Origin of the sequence: Mycobacterium sp. E2479, from assembly GCF_001667925.1 — a bacterium.
Lineage (GTDB): Bacteria > Actinomycetota > Actinomycetes > Mycobacteriales > Mycobacteriaceae > Mycobacterium.
This window is the reverse complement of record NZ_LZJR01000156.1, coordinates 1-25,958: the sequence shown is the minus strand read 5'-3', so window position 1 is coordinate 25,958 and position 25,958 is coordinate 1. Positions and strand designations below refer to the sequence as shown.

The 25,958-nt window shown below is 67.7% G+C and carries 28 protein-coding genes and 1 pseudogene; 12 read left to right on the top strand and 17 right to left on the bottom strand.

The genetic code is table 11. The features are described 5' to 3' along the window. Positions 1-59: 59 nt before the first annotated feature. Positions 60-812 (top strand): MBL fold metallo-hydrolase, encoded by a 753-nt coding sequence (locus A5686_RS24485; RefSeq protein ID WP_067939839.1) that lies wholly within the window; start codon positions 60-62, stop codon positions 810-812. 122 nt (positions 813-934) lie between these two features. Here the strand turns inward: A5686_RS24485 and A5686_RS24480 are convergent, their stop codons facing one another. From A5686_RS24480 to A5686_RS24470, 3 genes are read right to left on the bottom strand one after another with little or no spacing between them, the layout of a single operon-like run. Further along, complete coding sequence (locus A5686_RS24480; RefSeq protein WP_067939837.1) at positions 935-1,435, bottom strand: GNAT family N-acetyltransferase; 501 nt, start codon at positions 1,433-1,435, stop codon at positions 935-937. An 8-nt stretch (positions 1,436-1,443) separates the two neighbouring features. After that, positions 1,444-2,325 carry a class I SAM-dependent methyltransferase gene (locus tag A5686_RS24475; protein WP_067939835.1) on the bottom strand — a complete coding sequence of 294 codons (882 nt, stop codon included), beginning with the start codon at positions 2,323-2,325 and terminating at the stop codon, positions 1,444-1,446. Positions 2,326-2,332: 7 nt separating this feature from the next. Next, a complete protein-coding gene (locus tag A5686_RS24470) occupies positions 2,333-2,704 on the bottom strand; it encodes a DUF3054 domain-containing protein (RefSeq protein ID WP_067939833.1) in 372 nt (123 codons plus the stop codon). Between the two features lie 69 nt (positions 2,705-2,773). Between A5686_RS24470 and A5686_RS24465 the strand changes: the two genes are divergently transcribed. The 6 genes from A5686_RS24465 (at position 2,774) to A5686_RS24440 (ending at position 8,609) form a co-directional block, all read left to right on the top strand. Next, the gene (locus A5686_RS24465; protein ID WP_067939831.1) at positions 2,774-3,520 is read left to right on the top strand and encodes an SDR family NAD(P)-dependent oxidoreductase; all 747 of its coding nucleotides are present in this window, start codon (positions 2,774-2,776) and stop codon (positions 3,518-3,520) included. A gap of 4 nt (positions 3,521-3,524) precedes the next feature. Next, positions 3,525-4,712, top strand: coding sequence for an acyl-CoA dehydrogenase family protein (locus A5686_RS24460; RefSeq protein ID WP_067939829.1), 1,188 nt, complete (start codon positions 3,525-3,527; stop codon positions 4,710-4,712). 11 nt (positions 4,713-4,723) lie between these two features. Further along, positions 4,724-5,872 (top strand): acyl-CoA dehydrogenase family protein, encoded by a 1,149-nt coding sequence (locus tag A5686_RS24455; protein ID WP_067939827.1) that lies wholly within the window; start codon positions 4,724-4,726, stop codon positions 5,870-5,872. 7 nt (positions 5,873-5,879) lie between these two features. After that, positions 5,880-6,542, top strand: a complete 663-nt coding sequence (locus A5686_RS24450; protein ID WP_067939825.1) for a TetR/AcrR family transcriptional regulator — start codon at positions 5,880-5,882, stop codon at positions 6,540-6,542. A gap of 5 nt (positions 6,543-6,547) precedes the next feature. Next, positions 6,548-7,165 (top strand): hypothetical protein, encoded by a 618-nt coding sequence (locus tag A5686_RS24445; RefSeq protein WP_067939823.1) that lies wholly within the window; start codon positions 6,548-6,550, stop codon positions 7,163-7,165. A 64-nt stretch (positions 7,166-7,229) separates the two neighbouring features. Next, the gene (locus A5686_RS24440; RefSeq protein ID WP_067939821.1) at positions 7,230-8,609 is read left to right on the top strand and encodes an NAD(P)/FAD-dependent oxidoreductase; all 1,380 of its coding nucleotides are present in this window, start codon (positions 7,230-7,232) and stop codon (positions 8,607-8,609) included. Here A5686_RS24440 and A5686_RS24435 read toward each other — a convergent pair. From A5686_RS24435 to A5686_RS24410, 6 genes are all read right to left on the bottom strand, one after another. Further along, positions 8,606-9,832 carry an O-succinylhomoserine sulfhydrylase gene (locus A5686_RS24435; protein WP_067939819.1) on the bottom strand — a complete coding sequence of 409 codons (1,227 nt, stop codon included), beginning with the start codon at positions 9,830-9,832 and terminating at the stop codon, positions 8,606-8,608. The genes A5686_RS24440 and A5686_RS24435 overlap by 4 nt on opposite strands. A gap of 7 nt (positions 9,833-9,839) precedes the next feature. Further along, positions 9,840-10,280: a rhodanese-like domain-containing protein gene (locus A5686_RS24430; protein ID WP_067939817.1), complete on the bottom strand. Its 441-nt coding sequence runs from the start codon at positions 10,278-10,280 to the stop codon at positions 9,840-9,842. 173 nt (positions 10,281-10,453) lie between these two features. Continuing rightward, entirely contained in the window at positions 10,454-11,698 is a 1,245-nt protein-coding gene (gene purT, locus A5686_RS24425) for a formate-dependent phosphoribosylglycinamide formyltransferase (RefSeq protein ID WP_067939815.1), read from the bottom strand. A gap of 96 nt (positions 11,699-11,794) precedes the next feature. Further along, positions 11,795-12,442, bottom strand: a complete 648-nt coding sequence (locus tag A5686_RS24420) for a PaaI family thioesterase (RefSeq protein ID WP_067939813.1) — start codon at positions 12,440-12,442, stop codon at positions 11,795-11,797. Then, on the bottom strand, positions 12,439-13,737 hold the full coding sequence (locus A5686_RS24415) for an adenylosuccinate synthase (protein ID WP_067939811.1): 1,299 nt from the start codon (positions 13,735-13,737) through the stop codon (positions 12,439-12,441). The genes A5686_RS24420 and A5686_RS24415 overlap by 4 nt, the downstream gene beginning before the upstream one ends. A gap of 158 nt (positions 13,738-13,895) precedes the next feature. Then, complete coding sequence (locus tag A5686_RS24410) at positions 13,896-14,798, bottom strand: histidine phosphatase family protein (RefSeq protein ID WP_156750227.1); 903 nt, start codon at positions 14,796-14,798, stop codon at positions 13,896-13,898. A gap of 333 nt (positions 14,799-15,131) precedes the next feature. Between A5686_RS24410 and A5686_RS24405 the strand changes: the two genes are divergently transcribed. From A5686_RS24405 to A5686_RS24395, 3 genes are read left to right on the top strand one after another with little or no spacing between them, the layout of a single operon-like run. Beyond that, on the top strand, positions 15,132-15,797 hold the full coding sequence (locus A5686_RS24405; protein WP_369829742.1) for a peptidase M50: 666 nt from the start codon (positions 15,132-15,134) through the stop codon (positions 15,795-15,797). A gap of 9 nt (positions 15,798-15,806) precedes the next feature. Continuing rightward, a complete protein-coding gene (locus A5686_RS24400; protein WP_067939806.1) occupies positions 15,807-16,589 on the top strand; it encodes a site-2 protease family protein in 783 nt (260 codons plus the stop codon). 40 nt (positions 16,590-16,629) lie between these two features. Next, the gene (locus A5686_RS24395) at positions 16,630-17,526 is read left to right on the top strand and encodes a cation diffusion facilitator family transporter (RefSeq protein WP_067939803.1); all 897 of its coding nucleotides are present in this window, start codon (positions 16,630-16,632) and stop codon (positions 17,524-17,526) included. Between the two features lie 4 nt (positions 17,527-17,530). Here A5686_RS24395 and A5686_RS24390 read toward each other — a convergent pair whose 3' ends face one another. Further along, positions 17,531-17,944 (bottom strand): DUF3151 domain-containing protein, encoded by a 414-nt coding sequence (locus tag A5686_RS24390; RefSeq protein ID WP_067939853.1) that lies wholly within the window; start codon positions 17,942-17,944, stop codon positions 17,531-17,533. Between the two features lie 120 nt (positions 17,945-18,064). Here A5686_RS24390 and A5686_RS24385 point away from each other — a divergent pair, with 120 nt between their 5' ends. Next, the gene (locus A5686_RS24385; RefSeq protein ID WP_067939801.1) at positions 18,065-18,937 is read left to right on the top strand and encodes a hypothetical protein; all 873 of its coding nucleotides are present in this window, start codon (positions 18,065-18,067) and stop codon (positions 18,935-18,937) included. Here the strand turns inward: A5686_RS24385 and fbaA are convergent. After that, positions 18,934-19,968: a class II fructose-bisphosphate aldolase gene (fbaA, locus tag A5686_RS24380; protein WP_067939800.1), complete on the bottom strand. Its 1,035-nt coding sequence runs from the start codon at positions 19,966-19,968 to the stop codon at positions 18,934-18,936. The two genes, A5686_RS24385 and fbaA, sit on opposite strands and share 4 nt — an antisense overlap. Positions 19,969-20,108: 140 nt before the next feature. Here fbaA and A5686_RS24375 point away from each other — a divergent pair, with 140 nt between their 5' ends. Next, positions 20,109-20,801 (top strand): DedA family protein, encoded by a 693-nt coding sequence (locus tag A5686_RS24375; protein ID WP_067939798.1) that lies wholly within the window; start codon positions 20,109-20,111, stop codon positions 20,799-20,801. A 21-nt stretch (positions 20,802-20,822) separates the two neighbouring features. Here the strand turns inward: A5686_RS24375 and A5686_RS28285 are convergent, their stop codons facing one another. The 6 genes and pseudogenes from A5686_RS28285 to A5686_RS24345 all read right to left on the bottom strand — a co-directional run. Continuing rightward, positions 20,823-22,175, bottom strand: coding sequence for a 3-oxoacid CoA-transferase (locus A5686_RS28285; protein ID WP_067939796.1), 1,353 nt, complete (start codon positions 22,173-22,175; stop codon positions 20,823-20,825). Further along, a complete protein-coding gene (locus A5686_RS24365; RefSeq protein ID WP_067939795.1) occupies positions 22,172-23,305 on the bottom strand; it encodes a glycoside hydrolase family 76 protein in 1,134 nt (377 codons plus the stop codon). Before A5686_RS24365 ends, A5686_RS28285 begins: the two co-directional genes overlap by 4 nt. A gap of 114 nt (positions 23,306-23,419) precedes the next feature. Then, a complete protein-coding gene (locus A5686_RS24360; protein ID WP_067939792.1) occupies positions 23,420-24,067 on the bottom strand; it encodes an RNA methyltransferase in 648 nt (215 codons plus the stop codon). Then, on the bottom strand, positions 24,064-24,966 hold the full coding sequence (locus A5686_RS24355) for a hypothetical protein (protein ID WP_067939851.1): 903 nt from the start codon (positions 24,964-24,966) through the stop codon (positions 24,064-24,066). Before A5686_RS24355 ends, A5686_RS24360 begins: the two co-directional genes overlap by 4 nt. A gap of 227 nt (positions 24,967-25,193) precedes the next feature. After that, positions 25,194-25,733: an orotate phosphoribosyltransferase gene (gene pyrE, locus A5686_RS24350; RefSeq protein WP_067939849.1), complete on the bottom strand. Its 540-nt coding sequence runs from the start codon at positions 25,731-25,733 to the stop codon at positions 25,194-25,196. After that, positions 25,720-25,958 (bottom strand): annotated as a pseudogene (locus A5686_RS24345) (short-chain dehydrogenase); the annotation flags it as partial. The gene pyrE and the pseudogene A5686_RS24345, both read right to left, overlap by 14 nt.

The following is a 25,958-nucleotide window of genomic DNA, read 5'->3' as shown; positions in this document are numbered from 1 at the left end:
CCGCGCCCGGCATCGCCGCGCTTGCGATCGCTTCTCGCAGCGCTCCTACACTCGCGGGCATGGGATCTGCGCCCACTCTCGTTCAAGTGTCCGACACGGTGTACCTCGCCCAGGGGGAGGCCGTTAACTGGACGCTGGTCGTCGACGGCACCGGCGTGATGCTGATCGACGCCGGATATCCCGGCGACCGCGAGGACGTGCTGTCGTCGCTGCGGGAGCTGAATTACGGCCCCGACGACGTGCGTGCCGTGCTGCTCACACACGCCCACATCGACCATTTGGGCTCGGCGATCTGGCTCGCGGATGAATATGGCACCGACGTGTTCTGCCATGTCGAGGAGGTGGGTCACGCCAAGCGCGAATATCTGGAGCAAGCGTCGGTTTTCGATGTCGCCCTGCGCATTTGGCGACCGCGCTGGGCGGCGTGGGGTTTGCACGTACTGCGCAGCGGCGGCCTGATTCGAGACGGCATCCCGTCCACCCGACCACTCACCGACGAGGTGGCCGCCGGTCTGCCCGGCCACCCGGCGGCGGTCTTCACCCCCGGACACACCAGCGGACACTGCTCGTACGTGGTGGACGGCGTGCTGGTCAGCGGCGACGCGCTGATCACCGGGCACCCGCTGCTGCGCCGACGCGGACCGCAGCTGCTGCCCGCGGTGTTCAGCCATAGCCAGCAGAATGCGGTGGGCAGCCTGGACACCCTGGCGCTGCTGGACACCGAGGTCCTGTTGCCCGGGCACGGCGACGTGTGGCGGGGCCCGATCCGGGAAGCGACCGCGCGCGCTGTCTCCCTGGCCGGCGGCAACTGACTCCGGCCGAAATCATCGCCACACCAATTAGATTCATCACCACAGCTTTGCTGTGCCACTCCCGAACGTGCCAGCGCATCCCCTACCGGGCTTCCTTGAAACCCGTTGTGGCGGCGCTTGACTCAGGTCAGCCACTTCTCGAACGCGATCGGGACAAAGGGACCCCAGTTGGGCAGAGGATCCGGCGGAATCCGGGTGTACCCGGTCGCGTCATACAGCGCCTCGGCCTCGGGCTGCCGATCGCCGGTGATCAAGTAGAGCCGCCGATACCCCCGCGCCAGGGTCTCGGCCTCCAGCGCGGCCAACAGCGCCCTGGCGTAACCACGGCGCCGGTGACCGCCGTCGGTCCAGATCCGCTTGAGCTCCGCGGTGTTGGCGTCGTAACGGCGAAATGCACCGCCGGTCACCGGCACGCCGTCCAACACGCCGATCAGCAGTCCGCCGTCCGGTGGCGCCAACTCCGCCCGCGGTACCGGCAACCAGGTGAGGTGGGTGCTCGGTGTGCCGCCGTATCGCTGTGCATACTCGACTGCCAGTTCGGCCAGTAGCGGTTGGGCCAGCGGGTCGTCGTGAGTCGCCGATACGAACCGCAGTTGACCAGGTGCTGAGCTTGCTCCCGACATCACCCAACTCAAACGCGTGTCGCGGTGATGTATTCCGGGATGAACTCCGCGTCGCCGCGCCCCATCCGCCGCCGCCCGCCCAGTCCCATCGCGCCCAGCAGCTCGGTGATGCCAAGCCCGGCCGTCTGCCAGCCATTCGCCGCCAAATACTCTGGCACATAATGATATTCGCCGGGGTAGGTCAGGCTGGCCAGGTCGACCTCCAGGCCGCGCTGGCGCCACCCGTCGACGAAGGCGCGCTCGGCGCCGAGGTGCAACGGATTCCAGACTGGCATGTGATCGGCGGTGAACCGGCTGCCCGCCGCGCTCGCGGCGGTGACGTCATTCAGCAATCGATTCTGCTCGTTGGGCGACAGGTATCCGACAAGCAACTGCTCGGCGACCCAGACCGTGGGCTGGGCGCGGTCGAACCCGACCCGGCGCAGCGCCCCCGGCCAATCCTGGCGCAGATCAATGCCGATCGCACACCGGTGGGTGGCCAATTCGGCGCCCAGACCGCGCAGCACTTCGGCTTTGAAATCGAGCACTTGCGGCTGATCGACCTCGTACACCGTGGTCCCCCGCGACCACCACAGCCGGTAGGGCCGGGTGTCAAGACCAGACGCCAGGATCACCACCTGCCGAATGCCCGCCCGGACGGCGTCGGCCAGGAATTCGTCCACGAACCGCGTCTGCGCCGCCAGCACATCCATCAGCCCCGCCATCGCCGGGTCGTCACCGTCGTCCTCCGCGAACACATGGTCCTTGATCACCCGCGTGAGGTAGTCGATGCCGACCGCTCGCAGCAGCGGCTCAGCGAACGGATCGTTCAGCAGCCCCTTGTTGGTGGCCACCGCCCGCGCGGCCGCACCGAATGTTGCGGTCACCGCCACGTCGGCCGTTGGCACCATGGTCGTCTCAGACGCCGGAGCGACGCCGCAGCGCCAACCCGGCGGCCACTCGCCAGCCCAGCAACAACAGCGCCGTGACCGTCGTCGCGACCACCACGAAACTCCCCGCCACGCCCGCTGAGGTGACCTTGCGCAGCAGCATCCCGACGACCACGGTGGACAGCCACACGATGACCCCCGTCGGCACCACCGCGGTCGGTCGCCGCCACCCGCGAGAGACCAGCCACCCGACGACGGTGCCGGTGAGAAACGGCCACGCCGTCACGGCGATGCCGGTGACATTGAGACCTTCGTCGTGGCTGCGGCGCCCCACGGCACAGAACACCAGCACACCGACGACGTCCACCCCGAGCCAGGCCGGCCGCTGGAGCCTAAGCATGCAGGCAGACTACCGGGACGCTCGAGGAACCTTGACCGCGCAGCTGCGGTGAACCTAGATTCGTCAAGAATGAATACTCATTCACCCGGCGGCCTGGCGGTGGTGACCGGCGCGGGTTCCGGCATCGGCAGGGCCATAGCGCTGGGCCTTGCCGCACGCGGCGAGCGCGTGGTCGCCGCCGATCTCGACCCGGCGGCGGCATCGGCCACCGCCGACGAACACCCCGACCTGATCACCGCGCTACCGGTGGATGTGGCCGTCCCGGACCAGGTTGACGCCCTGCGGGATCGGATCAACGCCGATCTGGGCGTGCCCCGCACCGTCGTCAACGCCGCCGGATGGGACCGCACCGACCAATTCCTCAATGCCACACCGGAATTCGCCCAGAAGGTGGTGGCCATCAACTATCTGGGCCCGGTGCATGTCTGCTCGGCGTTCCTGCCCGGGATGATCGAGACGCACGGCGGCGGACGGGTGGTCAACGTGGCCAGCGACGCCGGGCGTGTCGGCAGCGCCGGTGAGAGCATCTACGCCGGCGCCAAGGGCGGGGTGATCGCCTTGACCAAGTCGCTGGCCCGCGAGATGGCTCGACACCACATCACCGTGAACTGCGTGTGCCCCGGCCCGACCGATACCCCGCTGTTTCATGCGCAACCCGAAAAATTGCAGGAAGCACTGGTCAAGGCGATCCCGTTTCGCCGGTTGGCCCGGCCCGAGGAGGTCGCCGCGCCCGTGCTGTTCTTCGCATCCGACGCCGCCTCGTTCATCACCGGACAGGTGATCAGTGTGAGCGGCGGCCTGACGATGGCAGGCTGATCACATGAGTAGCACCCAGACACCACCCGCCTTCGATCGCGACGACCCGCTCGGCCTCGACGCCTCGCTATCCAGCGATGAGCTTGCGGTGCGCGACACCGTGCGGGACTTCTGCGCGGAACACGTTCTCCCGCACGTCGCGGAGTGGTTCGAGATCGGCGACCTTCCGGTCCGCGAACTGGCCAAGGGCTTCGGTCAACTCGGCCTGCTGGGCATGCACCTAAACGGGTATGGCTGCGGCGGCGCCTCCGCCGTGCACTACGGGCTGGCCTGCGTGGAGCTGGAAGCCGCCGACTCCGGGATTCGGTCGATGGTCTCGGTGCAGGGCTCGCTGGCGATGTTCGCGATCTGGAATTTCGGGTCCGAGGAGCAGAAGCAGGAGTGGTTGCCCGGCATGGCCACCGGCGAGCTGCTCGGCTGCTTCGGCCTGACCGAACCCGACGTCGGCTCCGATCCGGCCGCGATGAAAACGCGGGCGCGCCAAGATGGTTCGGACTGGGTGCTAAACGGACGCAAACTGTGGATCACCAACGGCTCGGTTGCCGACGTCGCGGTTGTCTGGGCCGCGACCGACGACGGGATCCGCGGTTTCATCGTGCCGACCAAGACGCCGGGGTTCAGCGCCAACACAATTCACCACAAGCTGTCGCTGCGGGCCTCGATCACCAGCGAGCTGGTGCTCGACGACGTGCGGGTGCCGGCCGAGGCGATGCTGCCCGAGGCCAAGGGGCTGCGCGGGCCGCTGTCGTGTCTGTCCGAGGCGCGCTACGGAATCATCTGGGGCTCGATGGGAGCGGCCCGCTCGGCCTGGCGGGCCGCGCTGGATTACTCCACCCAACGCACCCAGTTCGGTCGCCCCATCGCCGGCTTCCAGCTGACCCAGGCCAAGCTCGTCGACATGGCGGTAGAGCTGCACAAGGGCCAGCTGTTGTCGCTGCACCTCGGCCGCCTCAAGGACAGCCACGGGCTGCGTCCCGAGCAGGTCAGCTTCGGCAAGCTCAACAACACCCGTGAGGCGATCAAGATCTGCCGGACCGCACGAACCATATTGGGCGGCAATGGAATATCGCTGGAGTACCCGGTCATCCGGCACATGGTCAACCTGGAATCGGTGCTGACGTATGAGGGCACGCCCGAGATGCATCAGCTGGTGCTCGGGCAGGCATTCACCGGCGCCGACGCCTTCCGCTGACAGGAGCACCGATGGCCGCACGCCTGCAGTACGCGTCCGAGCATCACCAGTTCCGAGAACTGGTACGCGGTTTCGTGCGACAAACGGTGATGCCCAATCATGAGAAGTGGGAACGGGACGGCCAGTGGGATCGCTCGCTGTTCATCGAGGCGGGCAAACTGGGGCTGCTCGGCTTCTCGGTGCCCGCGCATCTCGGCGGGCCGGGTGTGAGCGATTTCCGCTACAACGCGATCGTGATCGACGAACTGCAGCGCGCGGGTGCCGCCGCCGAGGCCATCGCCTTCACTCTGCAAAACGACGTGGTGTTGCCCTATCTCACCGATCTGACCACTCCCGAACAGCAAAAGCGCTGGCTACCCGGCGTGGTCACCGGTGAGACGGTGCTGGCCATCGCGATGACCGAGCCCGGCACCGGCAGCGACCTGGCCGGGATCCGCACGACCGCGGTGCGAGACGGTGACGACTACGTCGTCAACGGCGCCAAGACGTTCATCTCCAACGGGCAGATCGGCGATCTCTTCGTCATCGCGGTGCGCACCTCGCCGGATCGCCACCAAGGGCTGTCGCTCCTGGTCGTCGAACCCGCCACACCCGGCTTCTCCCGCGGCCGCAACCTGGAGAAGATCGGCCTGCACGCCCAAGACACCAGTGAACTCACCTTCACCGACATGCGGGTGCCCAGCGCCAATCTGCTCGAAGACGAGGGCAAGGGTTTCTACCAGCTGATGAAGAACCTGCCCCAGGAGCGGCTCGCGCTCGGGGTGGGTGCGGTGGCCGCCGCCGAAGGCATTCTTGCCGAGACCCTCGACTACGTGCGCGACCGCACCGCGTTCGGCTCACCGATCGCCGGCTTCCAAAACAGCCAGTTCGTCCTCGCCGAACTCGCAACCGAAATCGACATCGCCCGTACCTATCTCGACGACTGCCTGGCCGAGCACCTGGCGGGTGAGTTGACCGCAGCACGTGCCGCCCGCCTGAAGTGGTGGACCACCGACTTGCAGGTGCGCACCGCCGACCGCTGCCTGCAACTGCACGGCGGGTACGGCTACATGCGCGAATACAGCGTGGCGCGCGCCTTCGTCGACGCCCGCATTCAGACCATCTACGGTGGCACCAACGAGATAATGAAGACGATCATCGCCAAGGACCTGGGCATCTGAGGCGTCCATGGTCACCGATTACAGCGATCTTCCCGTCGAGGAGGCCGTGCGCGCCGCCCGGGCCAGCTCGCGGCGCCGTCAAGTGCTGGATGCCGCCGTCAAGGTGATGGGCCGCAACGGGTTTCACCAAATGTCCATGCAGGACCTGGCCACCGAGGCCAAGGTCAGCGTCGGCCTGATCTACAAGTACTTCGGCGGCAAGGAGGACCTACTGCTCGCGACGATCGTGCGGATCCTGGACGTGTTCCGCGATCAGCTGGCACCGGTGATCGCGGCCGCCGGCGACGACGTCGTCGATCAGTTGACCGCGGGCGTGCGCCGCTACATCGAGATCGTCGACGAGAATCTCGACGGCGTGGTGCTGACCTACCGCGAGAGCCGCACCCTCGGGGCGCCCGGCCGCACGCAGATCAAGGACCTCGAAATCGGCAGCGCCGCACCGCTGCGCGCGGTGATCGAGGACGGTATCACGCAGGGGGTCTTTCGCGCCGTCGACGTCGACCTCACCGTGTTCGACATCGTGCTGCTCGCCCACGGCTGGGCGCTCAAGCACTGGCACTTCGGGACGATTTACACCATCGATCGGTACATCGGGTTGCAGACCCGGCACGTGCTGACCGGATTGATCGCCGACGACCGCCGCGCCGACTACGCGCACGTGCTGAAATAAGGGTCATGAGATTGAGCGCGCGCCCGATTCGCGGCATGGTCGCGCTGTTGGTCCTGGGCGCCGCCGGCGGTATGCCGACGGCGGGCGCCGATCCCAGCGGGGCACTGCCCACCATGACGTCCAGCGGCGGTGGGCCGATCATCGGTGGCGGCAGCAACGCCGGGATCGCGCAGCAGCTGTTCGGCTTCGGCAAGCCCGATGTGCAGGAGGCCGACGGCTCGGACGCCGCGCAATTCATCACGACCGCCGCCGCGAGCACGAGTTCCCAACTGGCCGCGCCTTTCTCGTTGATGCGCCGGGCGCTTTCGTGCCAGACCAACAACGCCGGGTTCGGTGCGCGCGCCTATCGACGTAGCGACGGGCAATGGGGAGGCGCGATGGTCGTGGCCGCCAAGAGCGCCACCCCGAACGTCGATGGGCTGATCGCCTGCGCCAAGACCAATTGGCGCCGCGCCACGGCCGGTACGCAGACTTCGCTCTGCAACAGCGGCTGGAGCACCCCCAACACCTACGAGAGCCGTCGCGGCGAGACCTACTACGTCCTGCTCGCGGGCACCGCCGACGACTTCTGCACCGCGGTCAACGCAAAATTCAAGGACAACTCCAACGGGTGGCCTTTCTAGGGGCAAGGAGTCATAGGCTGGGTATGCGCCGCAGGGGGCTTGCGGAAAAACAGAAGGGGTGAGCATGTCGCGTCATCACGTCGTCATCATCGGAAGCGGATTCGGCGGGCTGAACGCGGCCAAGTCACTCAGAAGGGCCGACGTCGACGTCACCCTGATCTCGAAGACGACGACCCACCTGTTCCAGCCGTTGCTGTACCAAGTGGCCACCGGCATCCTGTCCGAGGGTGACATCGCCCCGACCACCCGGCTGATCCTGCGGCGGCAGAAGAACGTCCGGGTGCTGTGGGGCGACGTCAGCGAGATCGACCTGACGGCGAAGACGGTCACCTCGCATCTGATGGGCATGCAGACGGTGTCGCCCTTTGACAGCCTGATCGTCGCCGCGGGCGCGCAGCAGTCGTACTTCGGCAACGACCAGTACGCGGCCTTCGCGCCCGGCATGAAAAGCGTCGACGACGCCCTCGAGCTGCGGGCCCGGATCCTGGGTGCGTTCGAGGCCGCCGAGGTCGCCACCGACCCGGCCGAGCGGCAACGTCGCCTGACGTTCGTGGTCGTCGGCGCGGGTCCGACCGGGGTCGAGCTGGCCGGCGAGATCGTCCAGCTCGCCGAGCGCACCCTGGCCGGGGCGTTCCGGACGATCACCCCCAGCGAATGTCGCGTCATCCTGCTCGACGCGGCACCCGCCGTGCTGCCGCCGATGGGTACCAAGCTGGGCTGCAAGGCGCAACGCCGGCTGCAGAAGATGGACGTCGAGATCCAGCTCAACGCGATGGTGACCGCGGTTGACTACATGGGCATCACGGTCAAGGAGAAGGACGGCGGCGAGCGGCGCATCGAATGCGCGTGCAAAGTGTGGGCCGCGGGCGTGCAGGCCAGCTCACTGGGCGCGATGATCGCCGAGCAATCCGACGGAACCGAGACCGACCGCGCCGGCCGGGTGATCGTCGAGCCCGACCTCAGCATCAAGGGGCATCCCTACGTGTTCGTCGTCGGCGACCTGATGTCCGTCCCCGGAGTGCCGGGGATGGCCCAGGGCGCGATCCAGGGGGCACACTACGTCACCAAGCTCATCAAGCAGGCGGTCAACGGCCACGACGATCCCGCCAACCGCAAGCCGTTCAAGTACTTCGACAAGGGCAGCATGGCGCTGATCTCGCGGTATAGCGCGGTCGCAAAGGTCGGCAAGCTGGAGTTCGGCGGCTTCATCGCCTGGCTGGCGTGGCTGCTGCTGCATCTGTACTACCTGATCGGCCACCGCAATCGCATCGCCGCCATGTTCGCCTGGGGGATCTCCTTTTTGGGTCGCACCCGCGGCCAGATGGCCATCACCAGCCAGATGATGTACGCCCGCCCGGTGGTGGACTGGGTGGAGCAGCAAGCGCAAGAGGGAACCCTGGCGGCGGCCGAACGCATCGACGCGGCCGAAAAGCAAGCCGGCTAGCTGAGCGCCCGATCGATGTCGGCGATCAGATCGTCGGTGCCCTCCAGCCCGACGGAGATGCGCACCACGCCGTCACCGAGCCCGATCGCCGCGCGACCCTCCGGGCCCATGGCCCGGTGGGTGGTGGTCGCGGGATGCGTGACAAGGGATTTGGCGTCGCCGAGATTGTTCGAGATGTCGATCAGCTGAAGCTTGTCCAGCACCTCGAAGGCGCGTTGCTTGGCCTTGTCGTCGGGGCAGTCGAGCGCGAACGTGATCACCGTTCCCCCGCCGGACATCTGGCGCTTGGCCAGGTCGTATTGCGGATGCGAGGAAAGATACGGGTAGCGAACCCAACTCACCGCCGGATGGCTCTCCAGGAATTCGGCGATCCGGAAGGCCGAGTTGTTGCTGTGTTCCACCCGGACCGCCATCGTCTCAAGGCCTTTCACCAACACCCAGGCGTTGAATGCGCTCATCGCCGGGCCGGTGTGCCGCATCAGCTTCTGCACCGGACCGTCGATGTACTCCTTGTCGCCCAAGATGGCCCCGCCGAGCACCCGGCCCTGACCGTCGATGTGCTTGGTGGCGGAGTACACCACCACGTCAACGCCGAGCGGAATGCCCTGCTGCAGAAGCGGTGTCGCAAACACGTTGTCCAACACCACTTTTGCACCCGCGGCGTGCGCAAGCTCGCACACCGCGGCGACGTCAACCAGCGACTGCATGGGATTGGCCGGCGTCTCGAAGAACACCGCCGTGGTGGGCACCGACAACGCCTGCTCCCACTGGTCCAGGTCGTCGCCGTCGACGAAGACGGTTTCGACTCCCCATCGCGGCAGGATCTCATTGCACACGACGAAACACGAGCCGAACAGGCTGCGCGACGCGACCAGGCGGTCCCCCGCGCCCAGCAGCGCGCCCAACGAGGTGAACACCGCCGCCATGCCACTCGCGGTGGCGAAGGCCGCCGGGGCCCCTTCGAGCAGGCGCAACCGCTCCTCGAACATCGTCACGGTGGGGTTGCCGTAGCGCGAGTAGACGAAGCGGTCCACCTCACCGGTGAACGACCCCTCCGCAACCGCCGCCGACTCGTAGACGTAACCCGAGGTCAAAAACATCGCCTCGGCGGTCTCGTCGAAATTCGAACGCAACAGCCCGCCACGCACGCCGATGGTCGCCTGGCTGACGCCGTCGGGCAGCGCCGCGGGCACGCGAACGGAATTGTTGTCGGGTAGGGTCATCGCCGACTCAGCCCTGTTTCCAAGGCAATCCGATGGCCCGCCAGCCTGTTTCGCCCCGGTGGCCGTTGGCATCGAGTTGGCCCTCGAAGCCGTCCACGATGTTGTAAGCCGGCGTGATGCCCAGCTCGGTCGCGACCTCGGCGGCGCCGATGGAGCGGTTGCCGGACCGACACAAGAACAGCACCGGACGCTGCGCGCCGGATTCCGCCGGCGCCACCTGCTCGCGCAGTTGGTCGGCGAAATTCGCGTTGCGCTGTCCGTCGGAGTAATTCCACTCCAGGAACAACACCTCACGGCCGAGGCTGGACAGATCGGGCACACCGACGAATTTCCATTCGGCATCGGTCCGCACGTCGACCAGCACGGCGTCAGGATTGTCGCTGAGCAGCTTCCATGCGTCCAGGGGCGAGATGTCCCCGGCGTAGGAGTGTGCGTGCTCTGTGCTCATGCTCGTTTCCCTCATCGTTCGTTGTCAGCCACCCTATTCGCGCCCGAGCCGTCAGGCCCCGGCCCCCGGCCGGATCGCCCCCGTCCCCGCAGCGGTATCTGACCTGCGATGGTATCGAGGCCGTCGCCGCACCCAGCTGGGGGCGGTCGATTCGCACCACCCGCCGAGCGGGCTCAGCCGGACGACTCTGACGCGGCGAGCCGGTCGGCCACCTGGCCGGCGCGCTCGCGGGCGGCCGTCACCTCCGGCGCGGTGGCCAACGCCCGGTAGCCGCGCCCGACCACCCGCACGTCACTTTCGGGCACGCTCAGAGCGCCGGTCAGTGCCGCGGGGCCATGGGAGGGGACGGAGTCGATCGCGCGGGCGGCGGCCGGCGAAACCATCATGGTGTCCACCGGCAGGTCCAGGATGGTCCGGGCCGCAAGTTCGAACGCGGAGAGCCGCTGACTGCGCAGTGTCACCCAGACGCTGTCGGTGGGGTGGGACGTGACATCGGCGAAGTACACCTCGTCGCCGTTGACCATCAATTCGACCGCGAAGACGCCGCGTCCACCCAGCGCCTTCGCGATTCGCGCGGCAATCGACTTCGCGGCGTCCGTCGCCGCCGCACTCAACTTCTGGGGTTGCCAGGACTCCAGCACCTGCCCGCCGGAGTCACGATGACCGATGGGCGAACAGAACTCGATCACCGGACCCGCCGGCCCTTCGCTGCGCACCGCCAGCAGCGTCACGTAGACCTCGACCTCGACCACGGTCTCGGCCAGCACCCGCGGCTGCCCGGGTCCCGCGTGACCGCCCACCGCGCGCTGCCACGCCGGCTCGAGTTCTTCGCGTCGACCGACCACCGACTGCCGCGGTCCGATCGGCCCGGCCGCGGGCTTGATCAACAGCGGGTATCCGGCGTGCGCGCCTACCGCCTCCAGTTCGCCCGGGGACCCGACGAACCAGAACGGCGCGGTGGGCAGCCCCAACTCGTCGGCGGCCAGGCGGCGCAACCCCTCGCGGTCGGCGCTGAGCCGCGCGGCGCGGGCGCTGGGCACCAACTCGGTGCGGTTCGCTGTGGCCACGGCGTCGAGGGCCTCGACGGCGACGGCGGCGGTCGCGGTCACGACGAAGTCGGGCTGCAGCCGTTGCAGCGCCGCGGACAGCTCGGCGGCGTCGGTCAGCGCAAGCACCAGGGCCTGGTCGGCCACCCCGTGCGCGGGTGCATGCGGATGCTGGTCGACGGCGACCACCCGGGCACCGAGGCGCCCGAGGGCGATCGCCAGCTCCCGGCCGGTCTCGCCAGAACCCAGCAACACCACCGTCGGCCTGCCGTCGGCGCCCCCGGGCTGGGCTTCGGCGGGTGCGGGGGCTTGCTGGGGCACGGCGAGCGCCGTCGTTTCGTCGTCCCGTCCGTCGGGCGCGCCGTCAGTCACGGCTCAAGGATAGGTCGGTTCTGGATGTGCGCGGCCGGCCTCGCCCGCCGACGATGCGGCCCGCGTAGCGGGGATGCAGGAAGCGGGCCATCCGGCTCAAGGCTGGCCCGGGAGTAACTGCACCATCAGGCCGTTGGCCTCGGCCAGCAGCGCGCCGTCCTCGTCGACCAGTTCCGCCGACACGAACGCTTTGCGCCCTTCGGTGCTGGTCACCCGTCCGCGCACCACCAACGGCACGTCGATCGGCGTGATCTTGCGGTAGTCGACATGCAGGTATGCGGTCCGGCTGATGGGGCGGTCCGCGGCGTGGGAGACCATCCCGAACATATGGTCAAACAGCAGCGGCAGCACGCCGCCGTGCACCGCATAGTTGCCCCCGACGTGAAACCGGGTGAAATGGCCCCGCATTTCGCAGCCCTCGGACTCGTATCGCGTCAACGTCCACGGCGGCAGCAGCAGGCTACCCATGCCGGGCAGCCCCGGGGTCCGTCCGGCCGGTGCCTGACCCTCCACGGCAGCCTGGAACGGCCCCAGCAGCTCGGTCAGCGCCACGACACGATCGGCCGCGTCGTCCCACACCTCGTCGTCGGGATCGGCCGACACGGCGAGGTCCTGTAGCCGGCGCATGGCCGCCACGAACCGCCCGAATCCCGGGCCCGGTTCGGCCACGCCGTATTCGGGGAAGCCGCCGTGGTGGGTGTACTCGGGGTCGAGGTCTTTGGGATCCTCAGCAGCTTCGGTCACGGACGGGCCGCCAGGACGTCGCGGCGCACGATGGTCTGTTCACGTCCTGGGCCCACACCGATACACGAAATGTGCGCTCCGGCAAGCTCTTCCAGCCTCAGCACGTAGTCACGCGCTTTGGCGGGCAGGTCGTCGAATTCCCGTGCGTGCGAGATGTCCTCCCACCAGCCGGGCAGTTCTTCGTAGATGGGTTCGGCGCGCGAAAGGTCGCTTTGCGTCATCGGCATCTCGTGGATGCGCTGCCCGTCGATCTGATAGCCCACACACACCGGAACCGTATCCAGACTGGACAGCACGTCGAGCTTGGTCAGGAAGAAATCGGTGATGCCGTTGACCCGGGTGGCGTAGCGGGCGATGACGGCGTCGAACCAGCCGCACCGCCGGCGCCGTCCGGTGGTGACGCCGAATTCGCCGCCCGTCTTGGACAGGTATTCGCCGTTCTCGTCGAACAGCTCGGTGGGGAACGGGCCCGAGCCCACGCGGGTGGTGTAGGCCTTCAGGATCCCCAGCACGGCGGTGATCCTGGTGGGACCGATTCCCGAACCCACGGCCGCGCCGCCCGCCGTCGGATTCGACGACGTCACATAGGGATACGTGCCGTGGTCGACGTCGAGCAGCGTGCCCTGCGAGCCTTCCAGCAGCACGGCCTCGCCGGCTTCCAGCGCGGTGTTGAGCAGCAGCCGGGTGTCGGCGATGCGGTGCTTGAAGCCTTCGGCCTGCTCGAGCAGGGCCTCGACCACCTGGTGCGGATCCAGCGCCTTGCGGTTGTAGATCTTGACCAGGATCTGGTTTTTCAGCTCCAGCGCGGCTTCGACCTTGTGCGTCAACACTTCTCGATCCAGCACGTCGGCGACCCGGATGCCGATGCGCGCGATCTTGTCCTGGTAGCAAGGGCCGATGCCGCGGCCGGTGGTGCCGATCTTCTTGTTTCCCATGTAGCGCTCGGTGACCTTGTCGATGGCCACGTGATAGGGCAACAGCAGGTGTGCGTCGGCGCAGATGAGCAGCCGCGAGGTGTCGACCCCGCGGTCCTCGAGGCCCTTCAGCTCGTCCAGCAGCACGCCGGGGTCGACCACCACGCCGTTGCCGATGACATTGGTGACCCCCGGGGTCAGCACTCCCGACGGGATGAGGTGCAGCGCGAAGTTTTCGCCGGTGGGCAAGACGACGGTGTGCCCGGCGTTGTTGCCGCCCTGGTAGCGCACCACCCACTGAACGCGCCCACCGAGCAAATCGGTGGCCTTACCTTTGCCCTCGTCGCCCCATTGGGCGCCGATGAGGACGATTGCCGGCATGACACGCTCCCACCTGATCTCGCCTGCGTATTGTGGTCCAGCCGGTGACCCACCCTAGCCTGACGACCGTGCTGGCCGGCTGAGGAGCCGGGCAAATCAGCTTAAGCCAGGAGGTGGCGAGACCGGGGTGACACAGCCGGTAGAGGCGGGCGGCGACCTCACCGGTACGGCGCCGCGACCGGAGCGCTTCCCGGCGCCGGCGGCTTGGCCGCGCATACGCCGGTCCTGGTGGACGCGTCCAGCATCAGGCACAGGCCGTTGGCGCCACGAGCGCTCTTGGTGCCCGACCAACTGGGGTGCACGGGTTTGCCGTTCCAGCTGATCAGCGTCCAGCCGTCATGCGGGCTGCCCTGGATCACGACGATGCCGGTGTTGGGCAGCGGATCGAAAAGCAGCAGCAAGGGATCGGGGTTTTTGACGCTCATCATCGTCCCGACGCCGATGACGAATTCGCTGGAGAACGCCACCTCGGTGATCCTGCCGTTCGCGGCGCGGACCGGGTTGGCAAGCGCGTTGGCATACATCGTCAGGAGCAGGTCGTTGAAGTGACCGACGTTGGTCGCGGCGTTGCCGTACACGGTTTGCAGCGCGCCGTCGAAACGCCTGCGGAACTCGAATCCGTTGGAATCGGTGGAGCCGGGAGCCAGCATCGGCACGATGCGCAGCCCGAGCATCCACGCGACGGGGGCCAGCAGGTATGCCAGCCCGCCGAGGCTGACCTGCGGCTGGCCGTTGAATGCGCCGGCGTCGATCTCGTTGAGCCCCGGCAATACCTGCGGGTTCATGCCCAGCGCGGCGGCCAACGGCGCCGCGGTCTGCTGCGTCCTGACCAACTGCGACGCGAAGATTGCGGCGACCGGGCCCTTCGCCGCGAGAACGCCGGCCACGGTCTGCGCCTGTTGCCGACCGAGCACGGTGAGCGAGGCGCCGGGCGGCGCCGTGTCGATCAGGCTCGCCGCATTGGCTGTCGACTGCCCGTGTCGCACCAGGTCGATCACGATCGATTCGTCCGCCGAGGCTGTCGCAGATGCATTGCACAGCAGGACAATCGAAAGCAGCACGGCGGCAACGGGGTACAGCGGCTTCGTCAGCACCGGAGGCGTATGGGGCCGGCACCCGGCACGAGCAATGCTGATCGCGCGGTTGACAAGATGGCGGTAAGTCGGCGAATGGTCATTCTCCGTTCCCTCAACCACTCGTGGTGGGATTCCGCGCAACGCCGGCCCTGTGGCAGGAGTAAAGTATCCGCTTGTTTCCCGGCAGCGTTGCAACAACTTTCGCACTCCGACACCATGTTGTGACTGTGTCGTTATGGCGAGATCTTTTGCGTCTCGACTCATGCCCGGCCAGAGGTGCTGGAAGACAACGGCATTGGCCACTTCTCGATTGGATAGATTGTGACGCAAGGAGATCGAGGCACCGCGGTCCTCCTATTCGGCCAACGGCGCACCTACCGACCGTTGCGGGGCACGCAAACCCACCGCGTCGTCGGTCAAACCGATATCGATGCCGCGATCGGCCCATACCGGCGGCTGATCGTGCTGGGCCGCGACGCCGAGCTGGCCGCGGTGCTCACCCGGCTGCTGCGCGCCGAGCGGCTCGACGTCGAGGTGGCCTACGTGCCGCGCCGCCGCACCCGGGCCACCCGGATCTACCGCCAGCCGGCCGGTTTCCGGGCGGCGCGGCGGGCCCGGCGCGGCGCGGCGCGGCGGGTGCCGCTGATCCGCGACGAGACGGGGTCGGTGATCGTGGGGCGGGCCGGCTGGGTGCCGGCGGACGGCGCGCGGTGGATCCACGGCGAGGCGGTGGTCGACGACACGACGTTGTTCGACGGTGACGTCGCCGGCGTGTGGATCGAGCCGATGCTGGCCGCGCCGGGATTGCGCGCGACGGTCGCAGGCCGCGGTCCCGGCCGCCTCTGGCGCCGATGGGTGACCGGCCGCGCCGCTCAGCTGGGCAGCACCGGTGCCGCCGTGCTGCGTGACGGCATCCCCGCCGCGCGCGCCGCTCGCCGCTCGGCGTTCTACCGCAACGTCGAAGGCTGGCTGCTCGTCGGCTAGTTTCGACCGGTGAGCTTCCCTGCCTCCCGGCGTGAATCGGTACGGCCCAGCCCGATATTTGTGGGCCTGATCGGCCTGACCGGCGTCGGCGCCGCGTTGGCCTGGTCGGCCGGGATCAGCACCCGGCCGCTGGCGTACGCCGGCGTGTTCATCTTCGTGATCGCCGGCTGGCTGGTGTCGCTGTGCCTGCACGAATTCGGCCACGCGGTGACCGCCTGGCGGTTCGGCGATCACGACGTCGCTGTGCGGGGGTACCTGAGACTGGACCCGCGCCGCTACAGCCATCCGGCGCTCTCGCTGCTGCTGCCGATGGTGATCATCCTGCTGGGCGGGATCGGCCTGCCGGGCGCCGCGGTCTACGTGCGGACCTGGTTCATGACACCCGCCCGGCGCACCATGGTCAGCCTGGCCGGTCCGGCGGCCAACCTCGTGCTAGCGGTGCTGCTGCTGGTGGCAACGCGGTTGTTCTTCGACCCGTCGCACGTGGTGCTGTGGGCCGGGGTGGCGTTCCTGGCGTTCCTTCAACTCACCGCCGTGCTGCTGAATCTGCTGCCCATCCCGGGCCTGGACGGATACGACGCCCTGGAACCGCATTTGAGCCCCCAGACCCAGCGGTCGTTGGCGCCGGCCAAGCAGTGGGGCTTCGTCATCCTGCTGTTCCTGCTCCTGGCGCCGGTGCTCAACCAGTGGTTCTTCGGGCTCGTGTTGTCTCTATTCGACCTATCCGGCGTACCGGACGTGCTGGTGGGCTGGGGCAACGCACTGACCCGCTTCTGGAGCCGCTGGTTCTGACCCTTGCCATATATGCGTTCCCACGCATATATTTCGGACCATGGGCGCAGGCCACGACCACACCCCGGCCGACACGGAGGGCGCTCGGCTGATCCCGCGCATGATCATGGCCGCAGCGATCCTGGTGGCGTTCTTCGCGGTGGAGCTGGCCACCTCGCTGGTGATCAACTCGATCGCGCTGCTGGCCGACGCCGGCCATATGCTGACCGACGTCGTCGCCGTCTTCATGGGACTGGCCGCCGTCACCCTGGCGCGCCGCGGCAGCTCGTCGCCCGCCCGTACCTACGGCTGGAACCGCGCCGAGGTGTTCACGGCCGTCGCGAACGCGGGGCTGCTGATCGGCGTGGCGCTGTTCATCCTCTACGAGGCCGTCCGGCGGCTCAGCGAAGCGCCCGCCGTCCCCGGCGTGCCGATGATCGTGGTCGCGCTGGGCGGGCTCGCCACCAATCTCGTGGTCGCGCTGCTGTTGCGTTCCCACTCGTCGGGCAGCCTGGCGGCCAGGGGCGCCTACATGGAAGTCGTCGCCGACACCGTGGGCAGCCTCGGCGTCCTGATCGCCGGGGTGGTCACCGTGACGACGCACTGGCCCTACGCCGATGTGGTCGTGGCGGTGCTGGTCGCGCTCTGGGTGTTGCCGCGGGCCGTCGCACTGGCGCGCGACGCGCTGCGGATCCTGTCAGAGTCGTCGCCGATGCACATCGATGTCGAGGAACTGCGCGCCGCACTCGGCGCCGTCGACGGGGTGATCGACGTGCACGACCTGCACGTGTGGACGCTCTCGCCCGGCAAGGACATGTGCACCGCGCATCTGATCAGCTCCGGCGACTCCGCGCGGGTGCTGCGTGACGCGCGCGCGGCGTTGTCGGCTCGCGGACTGGAGCACGCCACCGTCCAGATCGACTGCCCCGACGACACCGATTGTTCGGACAGTTTTTAGAGCGTCAAAGCCCAAGCGCCGTGCGCGCTTCCGGGTCGCAATCGTCGAGCAGGTCAAGGCAGCGCGAGTACTCGTCGGTTTCGCCGATCGTCTCGGCGGCGCGCGCCAGGGCCGCCACACATCGCAGAAAGCCGCGGTTGGGTTCGTGCGAGTAGGGCACGGGGCCGAAGCCCTTCCAACCGTTTCGGCGCAGCTGGTCCAGGCCGCGGTGGTAGCCGGTACGGGCATAGGCGTAAGCGGTGATGGCCTGGTCGTCAGCCAACGCGCGCTCGGCCAGCGTCGCCCAGGCCACCGATGCGGTCGGATGCGCGGCGGCCACGATGCCGGGCTCCTCGCCGGCAAGCAGCTCCGCCTCGGCATCGGCATCTCCGGGCAGCAGGATCGGGTCGGGCCCCAGCAGGTCTCCCATCGGTGACATGGCTCTATTCTGCAGCTCGCCCGTTTTGCCCGCGTGACGCACCTCGGCCAACGCCGGAAGACGGGTACTGGGTCGCTAAGCTCTGCAACTACCCCACGAAGCGGGAGGACAGTAGTACTCATGCCCAAACGATCCGAACCCGACCGCGGCGGCGCGCCGAAACGGCGCGGGTTCGACCCACGCGAGTCTCGCGGCGAACCGAGCGACGAGTGGGGGGCCGAGTCCGGCTTCGAAACCGGAGACGACGCCACCGAGGGCGTCCCCCTGGTCCCCAGCGATCCGGAGACCGAAACCGAGGTGATCAACAGACCCGACCCGCCCAGCGGACCCGAGGAAATACCGAACGGAGGCCAGCGCGAACGTCGGTTCACCGCGCCGGGCTTCGACGCCAAAGAAACCACCGTCATTGCCGCCACGGCGGAGCCCGCCACCGAGGCCTTCGGGGCGGCGCCAGGACAGGATGGTACCGCGCAGTTCGAAGCGCCACCCAAAGCAGCTGTCCCGCAATCGATCCCGCCCCGCCTCGGCGCGAAGTTGCGTACGTCAAGACAATTCAACTGGGGCTGGATTCTGGCGCTGGTAGTGATCGTCTTGGCGCTGGCGGCGATCGCGATCCTGGGCACCGTGCTGCTCACCCGGGGCAAACACTCGAACGTGTCTCGGGAAGACCAGGTTCGGCAGACCATTCAGAACTTCGACGTAGCGATCCAGCGTGGTGATCTGACCACGCTGCGCACGATCACGTGCGGCACCACCCGCGACGGCTACGCCGATTACGACGAACACGCCTGGGACGAGACCTATCGCCGGGTGTCGGCGGCCAAGCAGTATCCGGTGATCGCCAGCATCGATCAGGTGGTGGTCAACGGCCAGCACGCCGAGGCGAACGTCACCACGTTCATGGCGTACGACCCGCAGGTGCGCTCCACCCGCAGCCTGGATCTGCAGTATCGCGACGACCAGTGGAAGGTGTGCCAGTCGCCCAGCGGCTAGCTGCCGACTGACTTTCCGGCGCAGTGCAGGTCGGTGCAGGCCCGGACCACTCGCTCGGACATCGACGCCTCGGCCTTCTTCAGATAGCTGCGCGGGTCGTAGACCTTCTTGACGCCGACCTCACCGTCTACCTTGAGCACGCCGTCGTAGTTGCCGAACATGTGGCCGGCGATGGGACGGGTGAATGCGTACTGGGTGTCGGTGTCGACGTTCATCTTCACCACGCCGTAGCGTAGCGAGTCCTCGATCTCCGACGTCAACGAACCGGAACCGCCGTGGAAGACGAAGTCGAACGGCTTGGCCTCATCCGGCAGCCCCAGCTTGGCCGCCGCCACCTTTTGACCCTGCGCCAATATGTCGGGGCGGAGCTTGACGTTGCCGGGCTTGTAGACGCCGTGCACGTTGCCGAACGTGGCGGCGAGCAGGTACTTGCCGTGCTCGCCGTGACCGAGCGCATCGATGGTCTTCTCGAAATCGTCCGGTGAGGTGTAGAGCTTGTCGTTGATCTCGTGGGCGACACCGTCCTCCTCGCCACCCACGACGCCGATCTCGATCTCGAGGATGATCTTGGCCGCCGCCGCGTCCTTGAGCAGTTCCCGGGCGATCTGCAGATTCTCGTCGATCGGCACGGCCGAACCATCCCACATGTGCGACCCGAACAGCGGCTCTCGGCCCGCGGCCACCCGTTCGGCCGAAATCGCCAGCAGCGGGCGGACATAGGTGCCCAGCTTGTCCTTGGGGCAATGGTCGGTGTGCAGCGCAACGTTGATCGGATATCTGTCAGCGATACAACGGGTGAACTCGGCCAGTGCCACCGCGCCGGTCACCATGTCCTTCACCCCCAGCCCGGACGCGAATTCGGCGCCACCGGTGGAGAACTGGATGATCCCGTCGCTGCCGGCATCGGCGAAGCCTTTGATGGCCGCGTTGACCGTCTCGGACGACGTGCAGTTGATCGCCGGGAAGGCATACGAGTGCTCCTTGGCGCGTCGCAGCATCTCGGCATAGACCTCGGGCGTGGCGATGGGCATAGACACCTCCTGACGGCTGGTCCTACCCAACCACGGATGCGTGGTCGGCAGCTACCCGGCAAACCGGCCGCCGCGCCGGGCGGCGGGTTAGTCCGGGCTTCGTGCGGGCCAAGCTGATTTCGCCGGTATGTTGAGGGATCATGAGCACCGCCGTGACGGCCCTGCCCCACATCTTCGACCCGATGTATTGGTTGGGCGCCGATGGCGTCTTCGGGTCCGCGGTCCTGCCCGGCATCCTGATCATTGTCTTCATCGAGACCGGGCTGCTGTTTCCGCTGTTGCCCGGGGAATCGCTGCTGTTCACCGGCGGTCTGCTGGCCGCGCACCCGAACCCACCGGCCAGCATCTGGGTGCTGGCCCCGGCCGTCGCCACGGTGGCGATACTGGGCGATCAGACGGGGTACTTCATCGGCCGGAGAATCGGCCCGGCGCTGTTCAAGAAGGAAGACTCCCGATTCTTCAAGAAACATTATGTGACCGAGTCACACGCGTTCTTCGAGAAATATGGGCCCTGGGCGATCATCCTGGCCCGGTTTGCGCCGTTCGTGCGGACGTTCGTCCCACCGGTCGCCGGGGTCTCCTACATGCGCTACCCGGTGTTCCTGGGCTTCGACATCGTCGGCGGCATCCTCTGGGGCGGCGGTGTCACGCTGGCCGGCTACTTCATGGGCAATGTGCCGTTCGTGCACCATAACCTGCAGAAAATACTGTTGGCGATCCTCGTCGTCTCCCTGATGCCGGCGTTCATCGCCGCCCTGCGCAGCTATCGGGGACGGCGGCGCGCGCAGAGCACAGACGACCGGGAAGCCGAACGGCTGCCGGCGGCCGAGTAGCCGGCCGAGACAATCGTGGGGTCAGACCGCGACTTTGAAGTCGCAGCCCGTCTTGGCGCGAACTTCCTCGACCGTGACTCCCGGCTGCAATTCGGTGAGCACCAGTCCCTGTCCCGGCTCGACGTCGAAGACGCACAGGTTGGTGATGATCATGTCGACCACGTTCTTGCCCGTGAGCGGCAGCGTGCATTGACGCAGAATCTTCGGGCTGCCGTCTTTGGCGGTGTGGTCCATCAGCACGATCACCCGTTTGACACCGGACACCAAATCCATTGCGCCGCCTGGTCCTTTGACCATCTTGCCCGGCACCATCCAGTTGGCCAGGTCACCGTTCTCCGCGACTTCCAGAGCGCCCAGTATGGATAGGTCGATGTGGCCGCCACGGATCATCGCGAAGGAATCGGCGCTGCTGAAGAAGCTGGACCCGGGCAGGCTGGTGATGGTCTGCTTGCCCGCGTTGATCAGATCCGGGTCGACGGTGTCCTCGCTCGGGTAGGCCCCGATGCCGAGCAAGCCGTTCTCGGATTGCAGCGTGACCTTGATGCCATCGGGGATGAAGTTGGCCACCAACGTCGGAATGCCGATGCCCAGGTTCACATAAAAGCCGTCGCGCAGTTCCTGGGCGGCGCGCTGGGCCATCCGCTCGCGGATGGGGCTGTCATTCTTCAGCGCGGCACCGCCGCTGGTAGTGCGGAACTCGATGCGCTTCTCGTAGCCGGTGCCCGCGATGATGCGGTCGACGTAGATACCCGGCGTGTGGACCAGGTCGGGATCCAGTTCGCCGGCCTCGACCAGCTCTTCCACCTCGGCGACGGTGATCGCGCCGCAGGTGGCGATCATCGGGTTGAAGTTGCGCGCGGTTTTGCGGTAGACGAGGTTGCCGGCCGTGTCGCCTTTCCACGCCTTGACGATCGCCACGTCGGCCCGAATACCTTCCTCCAGAACGTATTCGGTGCCGTCGAAGACCCTGGTGTCCTTTCCTTCGGCGAGGTTGGTGCCGAAGGCCGTGCGGGTGTAGAACCCGGGGATGCCCGCGCCGCCGGCCCGCAGCTTCTCCGCGAGCGTGCCCTGCGGCGTGAGCACCAAATCCAGCTCGCCGGCCAGCACCTGGCGCTCGAACTCCTTGTTCTCCCCGACGTAGGAGGCGATCACCCTCTTCACCTGCCGACCCTTGAGCAGCAGCCCCATGCCGAAATCGTCTACGCCGGCGTTGTTTCCGACGATGGTGAGGTCCTTGATGCCGCTGTCGACCAGAGCCTGGATCAGCTTCTCGGGGATGCCACAAAGGCCGAAGCCGCCCGCGGCGATGGTGATGCCGTCCTTCAGCAGGCCGCGCAGGGCCGACTCCGCGTCGGGGTGGACCTTATTGCTCACCGGGGGCTCCTGTTCTTCGACTCGGCGGAGACGTTACAGGCGGCCTCCATGAGCATCCACCCCGACAACTGCACCGACAGGTCCCGTTCGGGTACCTCGGAAGCCATCACCGCTCCCCCGACGAACTCCGCCTGCTTACCGCCCGCCGTGGGCAGCTGGGCGTCGCGGTCCCAAAATGGGCCGAACACCGGCAGTCCGTCCACCGTTTGACGGTTATCCCAGGCCGACTTCGCGCTGGCCAGCACGATCTGCCGGGCGGTGTCGCGGGCCAGCACGTCGTCGGCCGCCTCCCCCGGCAGCGCCGTGGCCACCAGCGCCAGGTAGCGGGCGGTCACCCCGGCGAACAGGCCGCCGTCCCCGCCGCCAGTGCCGGCCAGCACACCCGCCGGCGCCATGTGTTCGCGCACGGCCGCGACCAGCCGGTGCACCCGGGCGGCGTGACGCTGCCTGCTCTCGGCGGCGGTGCGGGCCGCGAGTTCGGTCTCCAGCCCCAGCACCACGCCCTGGCAGTAGGTGTACTGCGCGCGCACCAGCGAACCGTCCTTGATGCCGTCGAACACCAGGTGCGTCTCCGGGTCGATCAGCGTCTGGTCGATCCAATCGCCCATCTGCTCGGCACGTTGCAGATGGTCTCCGTAGCGGGCGAGGAAGATTCCCGCGGGGCCGTTGGCCGGGGCGTTGAAGAACTGGTCGGACTTGCGCCACGGGATGCCGCCGCCGTCCTCGGGCGCCCATGCCCCGACGAATTGATTGGCGAGCTTGGGTAAAGCGCGCCGGCGCTCGACGCCGGCGATCCGGGCGGCGCGTTCGAGCGCCAGCGCCAACCAGGCCATGTCGTCGTAGTAGCTGTTGATCCAGGAGAAGTTGTTGCGCAGCCGGTGCGAGCGGACCTGCCGGTTGATCTCGGTATGCCGGTGCGGCTGCGGATCGCGCGCCTCGGCGTCGATCAGGCAGTCCAGCAGATGGGCCTGCCACCAGTAGTGCCAGGTGCCGAACCAGCGGTCGCGCCGCGTCGCGGGCCACGCCACCACCCCCAGCTGGGTGGCGGGCAGTCCCCACAGCCGCTTCAGGTGTCGTTGCGTGACAGCGGCTTCGCAGCTGGCCGCGCGGTTGACCCAGAGCTGATCCATAGCTGTCGATCCTGCACCACGCGGTTGCGTGTGCGTTCAGGGCGTCGAGTGTGAATGCAGGGCGATGCGCCGCCGCGGGCCCGCCCTCAGTTCACACTCAAGACGCACTGCACGTCACCAGGCGCGGGACAAATCGGCGTGCTGCCTGACCCACGCGTGCATGGCGATTCCGGCGGCGACGCCCGCGTTGATACTGCGCGTCGATCCGAACTGCGCGATCGATACCGTCAGCCCCGCACCCCTACGGATGTCGTCGGTGATGCCGGGCCCCTCCTGGCCGAACACCAGCAGGCACTCGCGGGGCAGCGCGGTCTGCTCCAAGCGCGTCGCGCCCGGGACGTTGTCCACGGCGACCACTGTCAGCCCGGCGTCCGCGGCAAACTCCAGCAGCTCGGCGGTGCTGTCGTGATGGCACAACCGCTGATAGCGATCTGTCACCATGGCGCCGCGGCGATTCCACCGCCGCCGCCCCACGATGTGCACGGTGTGCACCGCGAACGCGTTGGCGGTGCGCACCACCGAACCGATGTTGGCGTCGTGGCCGAAGTTCTCGATCGCCACGTGTAGGGGGTGCCGCCGCCGGTCGATGTCGGCGATGATCGCTTCGCGCGTCCAGTACCGGTATGCATCGACGACGTTGCGAGTGTCGCCCTCGCGCAACAGGACTGGGTCATAGCGCGGGTTGTCGGGCGGATCACCGGGCCACGGCCCGACGCCGGCCGGCGGTGTCATCGCCCATTCGGTGGGACCGGGGCCGCTCATCGCTGCGTCCACACGCCGGCGTGCGTGCCGTCGATGGCCAGCGTCGCGTAGAGCAACGCGTCGTTGATCTCGCCCTGGGTGCACAGCGACGCGTTGACGTGCACCGCGTCCAATGAGGCATCGGGCAGGATCAGCACCGACGACCCGTACGCCGCGCAGGCGGGGCTCAGCCCCGGGGCGGGCAGGGTCGGCGATGCCAGCAGCATCATCGGGCCGCCGCGCTTGGCGGACTCGTCGCGATAGCGGGCCGCGACGGAGGTGGCTTCCAGCCCCAGCAGCATGTACCCGTTGCCGGTGAACGCTCCCGGGTCACCCAGCTGCATCTTGGTCACCGGGATGCCGTCGGCCCGCCACGCCGACAGGCTGACCGTCTTGACCGCCAGGCCGCCGCTGTCGTTGGCGTTGGTCGGCAGCAGACCGACGGGGAAGGCGACCGGGTAGGCCGACGAGCTGTTCGGGATCCGGTCGCGCGGCGAATAGCCGTAGACCCCGCGCACCTGGCTTCGATCCTTCAGCGGCCCAAGACAAACCGTGCCCGTGAGCCGATCGCGCGGCGCCGAGAGCGGCGTGGGGATGTCACGCACACCGGCCTTGGCGTTGGCGCAGCTGCCCAGGCCGGTGACCTCGATGGGGTGGGCCAGCGCGCCGTATAGCCCGAAGCGGATGTCTTCGGGATTGGCGTGCGGGTCCTTGGCCGAGGCGGCGCTGGCGTCGACGTCGACAAGCACGTAATCGCCGTCCCAGCGCAAATTCGACACCGACATGTTCCAGCCGAGCAGGGCCAGCGATTCGCCGAGCCGCGCCCCCTGGGCGCCGTAGGGACGCGCTGGTTGGCTAGCGGACGAGCAGCCGGCCAGGCAGGCGACCACGCAGGCGACTATCGCAAGGACGGTACGCATGATCAGCGGCTCGAGGTCAAGCCGAGGCACCCGCGCCACGTCCGCCCCACGGGGCACTGCAGTCCCCGGCGCAAGGTATGGACGAATTGCCCGCCTTTGAGCGACAACTCGGGCGCCCTCGCGCTAAGACGTACTTGTCGCTGTGAGGCGGGCACAACGAACATCGTCCGCGCCAGGGACACCCGCGGCACATGTGACAGCTGGTGCCTGCCAGAGCCCGCCGCCAACTAGCTCAGCCCCAGATCGGTGAGGCCGAGCACACTTCGATAGGGCAACCCCGCGGCCTCGATGGCCTGGGCCGCGCCGGTCGCGCGATCCACGACGGTGGCCACCCCCACCACTTCTCCGCCGGCGTCCCGGACGGCGCGCACCGCGGTGAGCGCAGAGTTGCCGGTGGTACTGGTGTCCTCTACGACCAGCGCCCGCTTACCGGAAACCTCGGATCCTTCGATAAGACGTTGCAGCCCATGGGTCTTCGCCGACTTACGCACGACGAAGGCGTCGATCGGGCGACCCGGTGCGTGCATCACGGCGGTGGCCACCGGATCGGCCCCGAGGGTCAGGCCGCCGACCACGTCGTAATCCCAGTCACTGGTCAGTTCGCGCATCAACGCGCCGATCAACGCCGAGGCGCGGTGGTGCAGCGTGGCCCGACGCAGGTCGACGTAATAGTCGGCCTCCTTGCCGGAAGACAGCGTGACCCGCCCGTGCACCACCGACAGCCGTGACACCAGGTCCGCCAACTCCTTGCGGTCAGGTCCGCCCACGACCACTCCCGATTCGTTTGGTGACCGCCCGCATCAGGCTCCGCGGGATCAGGCGCTCTGCGGCGATGATCGCCTTGTACTGCAGGCCCGGGATGCTGATCACCTTGCCGCGGGCGATATCGGCCAGGCTCTGGCTGACCACGTCGTCGACCTCGAGCCACATGAACGACGGCGACTTGGCCATGTCGATCCCGGCGCGGTCGTGGAATTCGGTGTGCACGTAGC

Coding starts and splice junctions, on each gene's coding strand:
- A5686_RS24445 (WP_067939823.1), top strand. CDS start 6,548: ATGAGATTGAGCGCGCGCCCGATTCGCGGCATGGTCGCGCTGTTGGTC.
- A5686_RS24440 (WP_067939821.1), top strand. CDS start 7,230: ATGTCGCGTCATCACGTCGTCATCATCGGAAGCGGATTCGGCGGGCTG.
- A5686_RS24470 (WP_067939833.1), bottom strand. CDS start 2,704: ATGCTTAGGCTCCAGCGGCCGGCCTGGCTCGGGGTGGACGTCGTCGGT.
- A5686_RS24395 (WP_067939803.1), top strand. CDS start 16,630: ATGGGCGCAGGCCACGACCACACCCCGGCCGACACGGAGGGCGCTCGG.
- A5686_RS24485 (WP_067939839.1), top strand. CDS start 60: ATGGGATCTGCGCCCACTCTCGTTCAAGTGTCCGACACGGTGTACCTC.
- fbaA (WP_067939800.1), bottom strand. CDS start 19,968: ATGCCCATCGCCACGCCCGAGGTCTATGCCGAGATGCTGCGACGCGCC.
- A5686_RS24435 (WP_067939819.1), bottom strand. CDS start 9,832: ATGACCCTACCCGACAACAATTCCGTTCGCGTGCCCGCGGCGCTGCCC.
- A5686_RS24375 (WP_067939798.1), top strand. CDS start 20,109: ATGAGCACCGCCGTGACGGCCCTGCCCCACATCTTCGACCCGATGTAT.
- A5686_RS24455 (WP_067939827.1), top strand. CDS start 4,724: ATGGCCGCACGCCTGCAGTACGCGTCCGAGCATCACCAGTTCCGAGAA.
- A5686_RS24465 (WP_067939831.1), top strand. CDS start 2,774: ATGAATACTCATTCACCCGGCGGCCTGGCGGTGGTGACCGGCGCGGGT.
- A5686_RS24450 (WP_067939825.1), top strand. CDS start 5,880: ATGGTCACCGATTACAGCGATCTTCCCGTCGAGGAGGCCGTGCGCGCC.
- A5686_RS24430 (WP_067939817.1), bottom strand. CDS start 10,280: ATGAGCACAGAGCACGCACACTCCTACGCCGGGGACATCTCGCCCCTG.
- A5686_RS24355 (WP_067939851.1), bottom strand. CDS start 24,966: ATGCGTACCGTCCTTGCGATAGTCGCCTGCGTGGTCGCCTGCCTGGCC.
- A5686_RS24390 (WP_067939853.1), bottom strand. CDS start 17,944: ATGTCACCGATGGGAGACCTGCTGGGGCCCGACCCGATCCTGCTGCCC.
- A5686_RS24475 (WP_067939835.1), bottom strand. CDS start 2,325: ATGGTGCCAACGGCCGACGTGGCGGTGACCGCAACATTCGGTGCGGCC.
- A5686_RS24415 (WP_067939811.1), bottom strand. CDS start 13,737: ATGCCGGCAATCGTCCTCATCGGCGCCCAATGGGGCGACGAGGGCAAA.
- A5686_RS24365 (WP_067939795.1), bottom strand. CDS start 23,305: ATGGATCAGCTCTGGGTCAACCGCGCGGCCAGCTGCGAAGCCGCTGTC.
- A5686_RS24385 (WP_067939801.1), top strand. CDS start 18,065: ATGCCCAAACGATCCGAACCCGACCGCGGCGGCGCGCCGAAACGGCGC.
- A5686_RS24360 (WP_067939792.1), bottom strand. CDS start 24,067: ATGAGCGGCCCCGGTCCCACCGAATGGGCGATGACACCGCCGGCCGGC.
- A5686_RS24460 (WP_067939829.1), top strand. CDS start 3,525: ATGAGTAGCACCCAGACACCACCCGCCTTCGATCGCGACGACCCGCTC.
- A5686_RS24480 (WP_067939837.1), bottom strand. CDS start 1,435: ATGTCGGGAGCAAGCTCAGCACCTGGTCAACTGCGGTTCGTATCGGCG.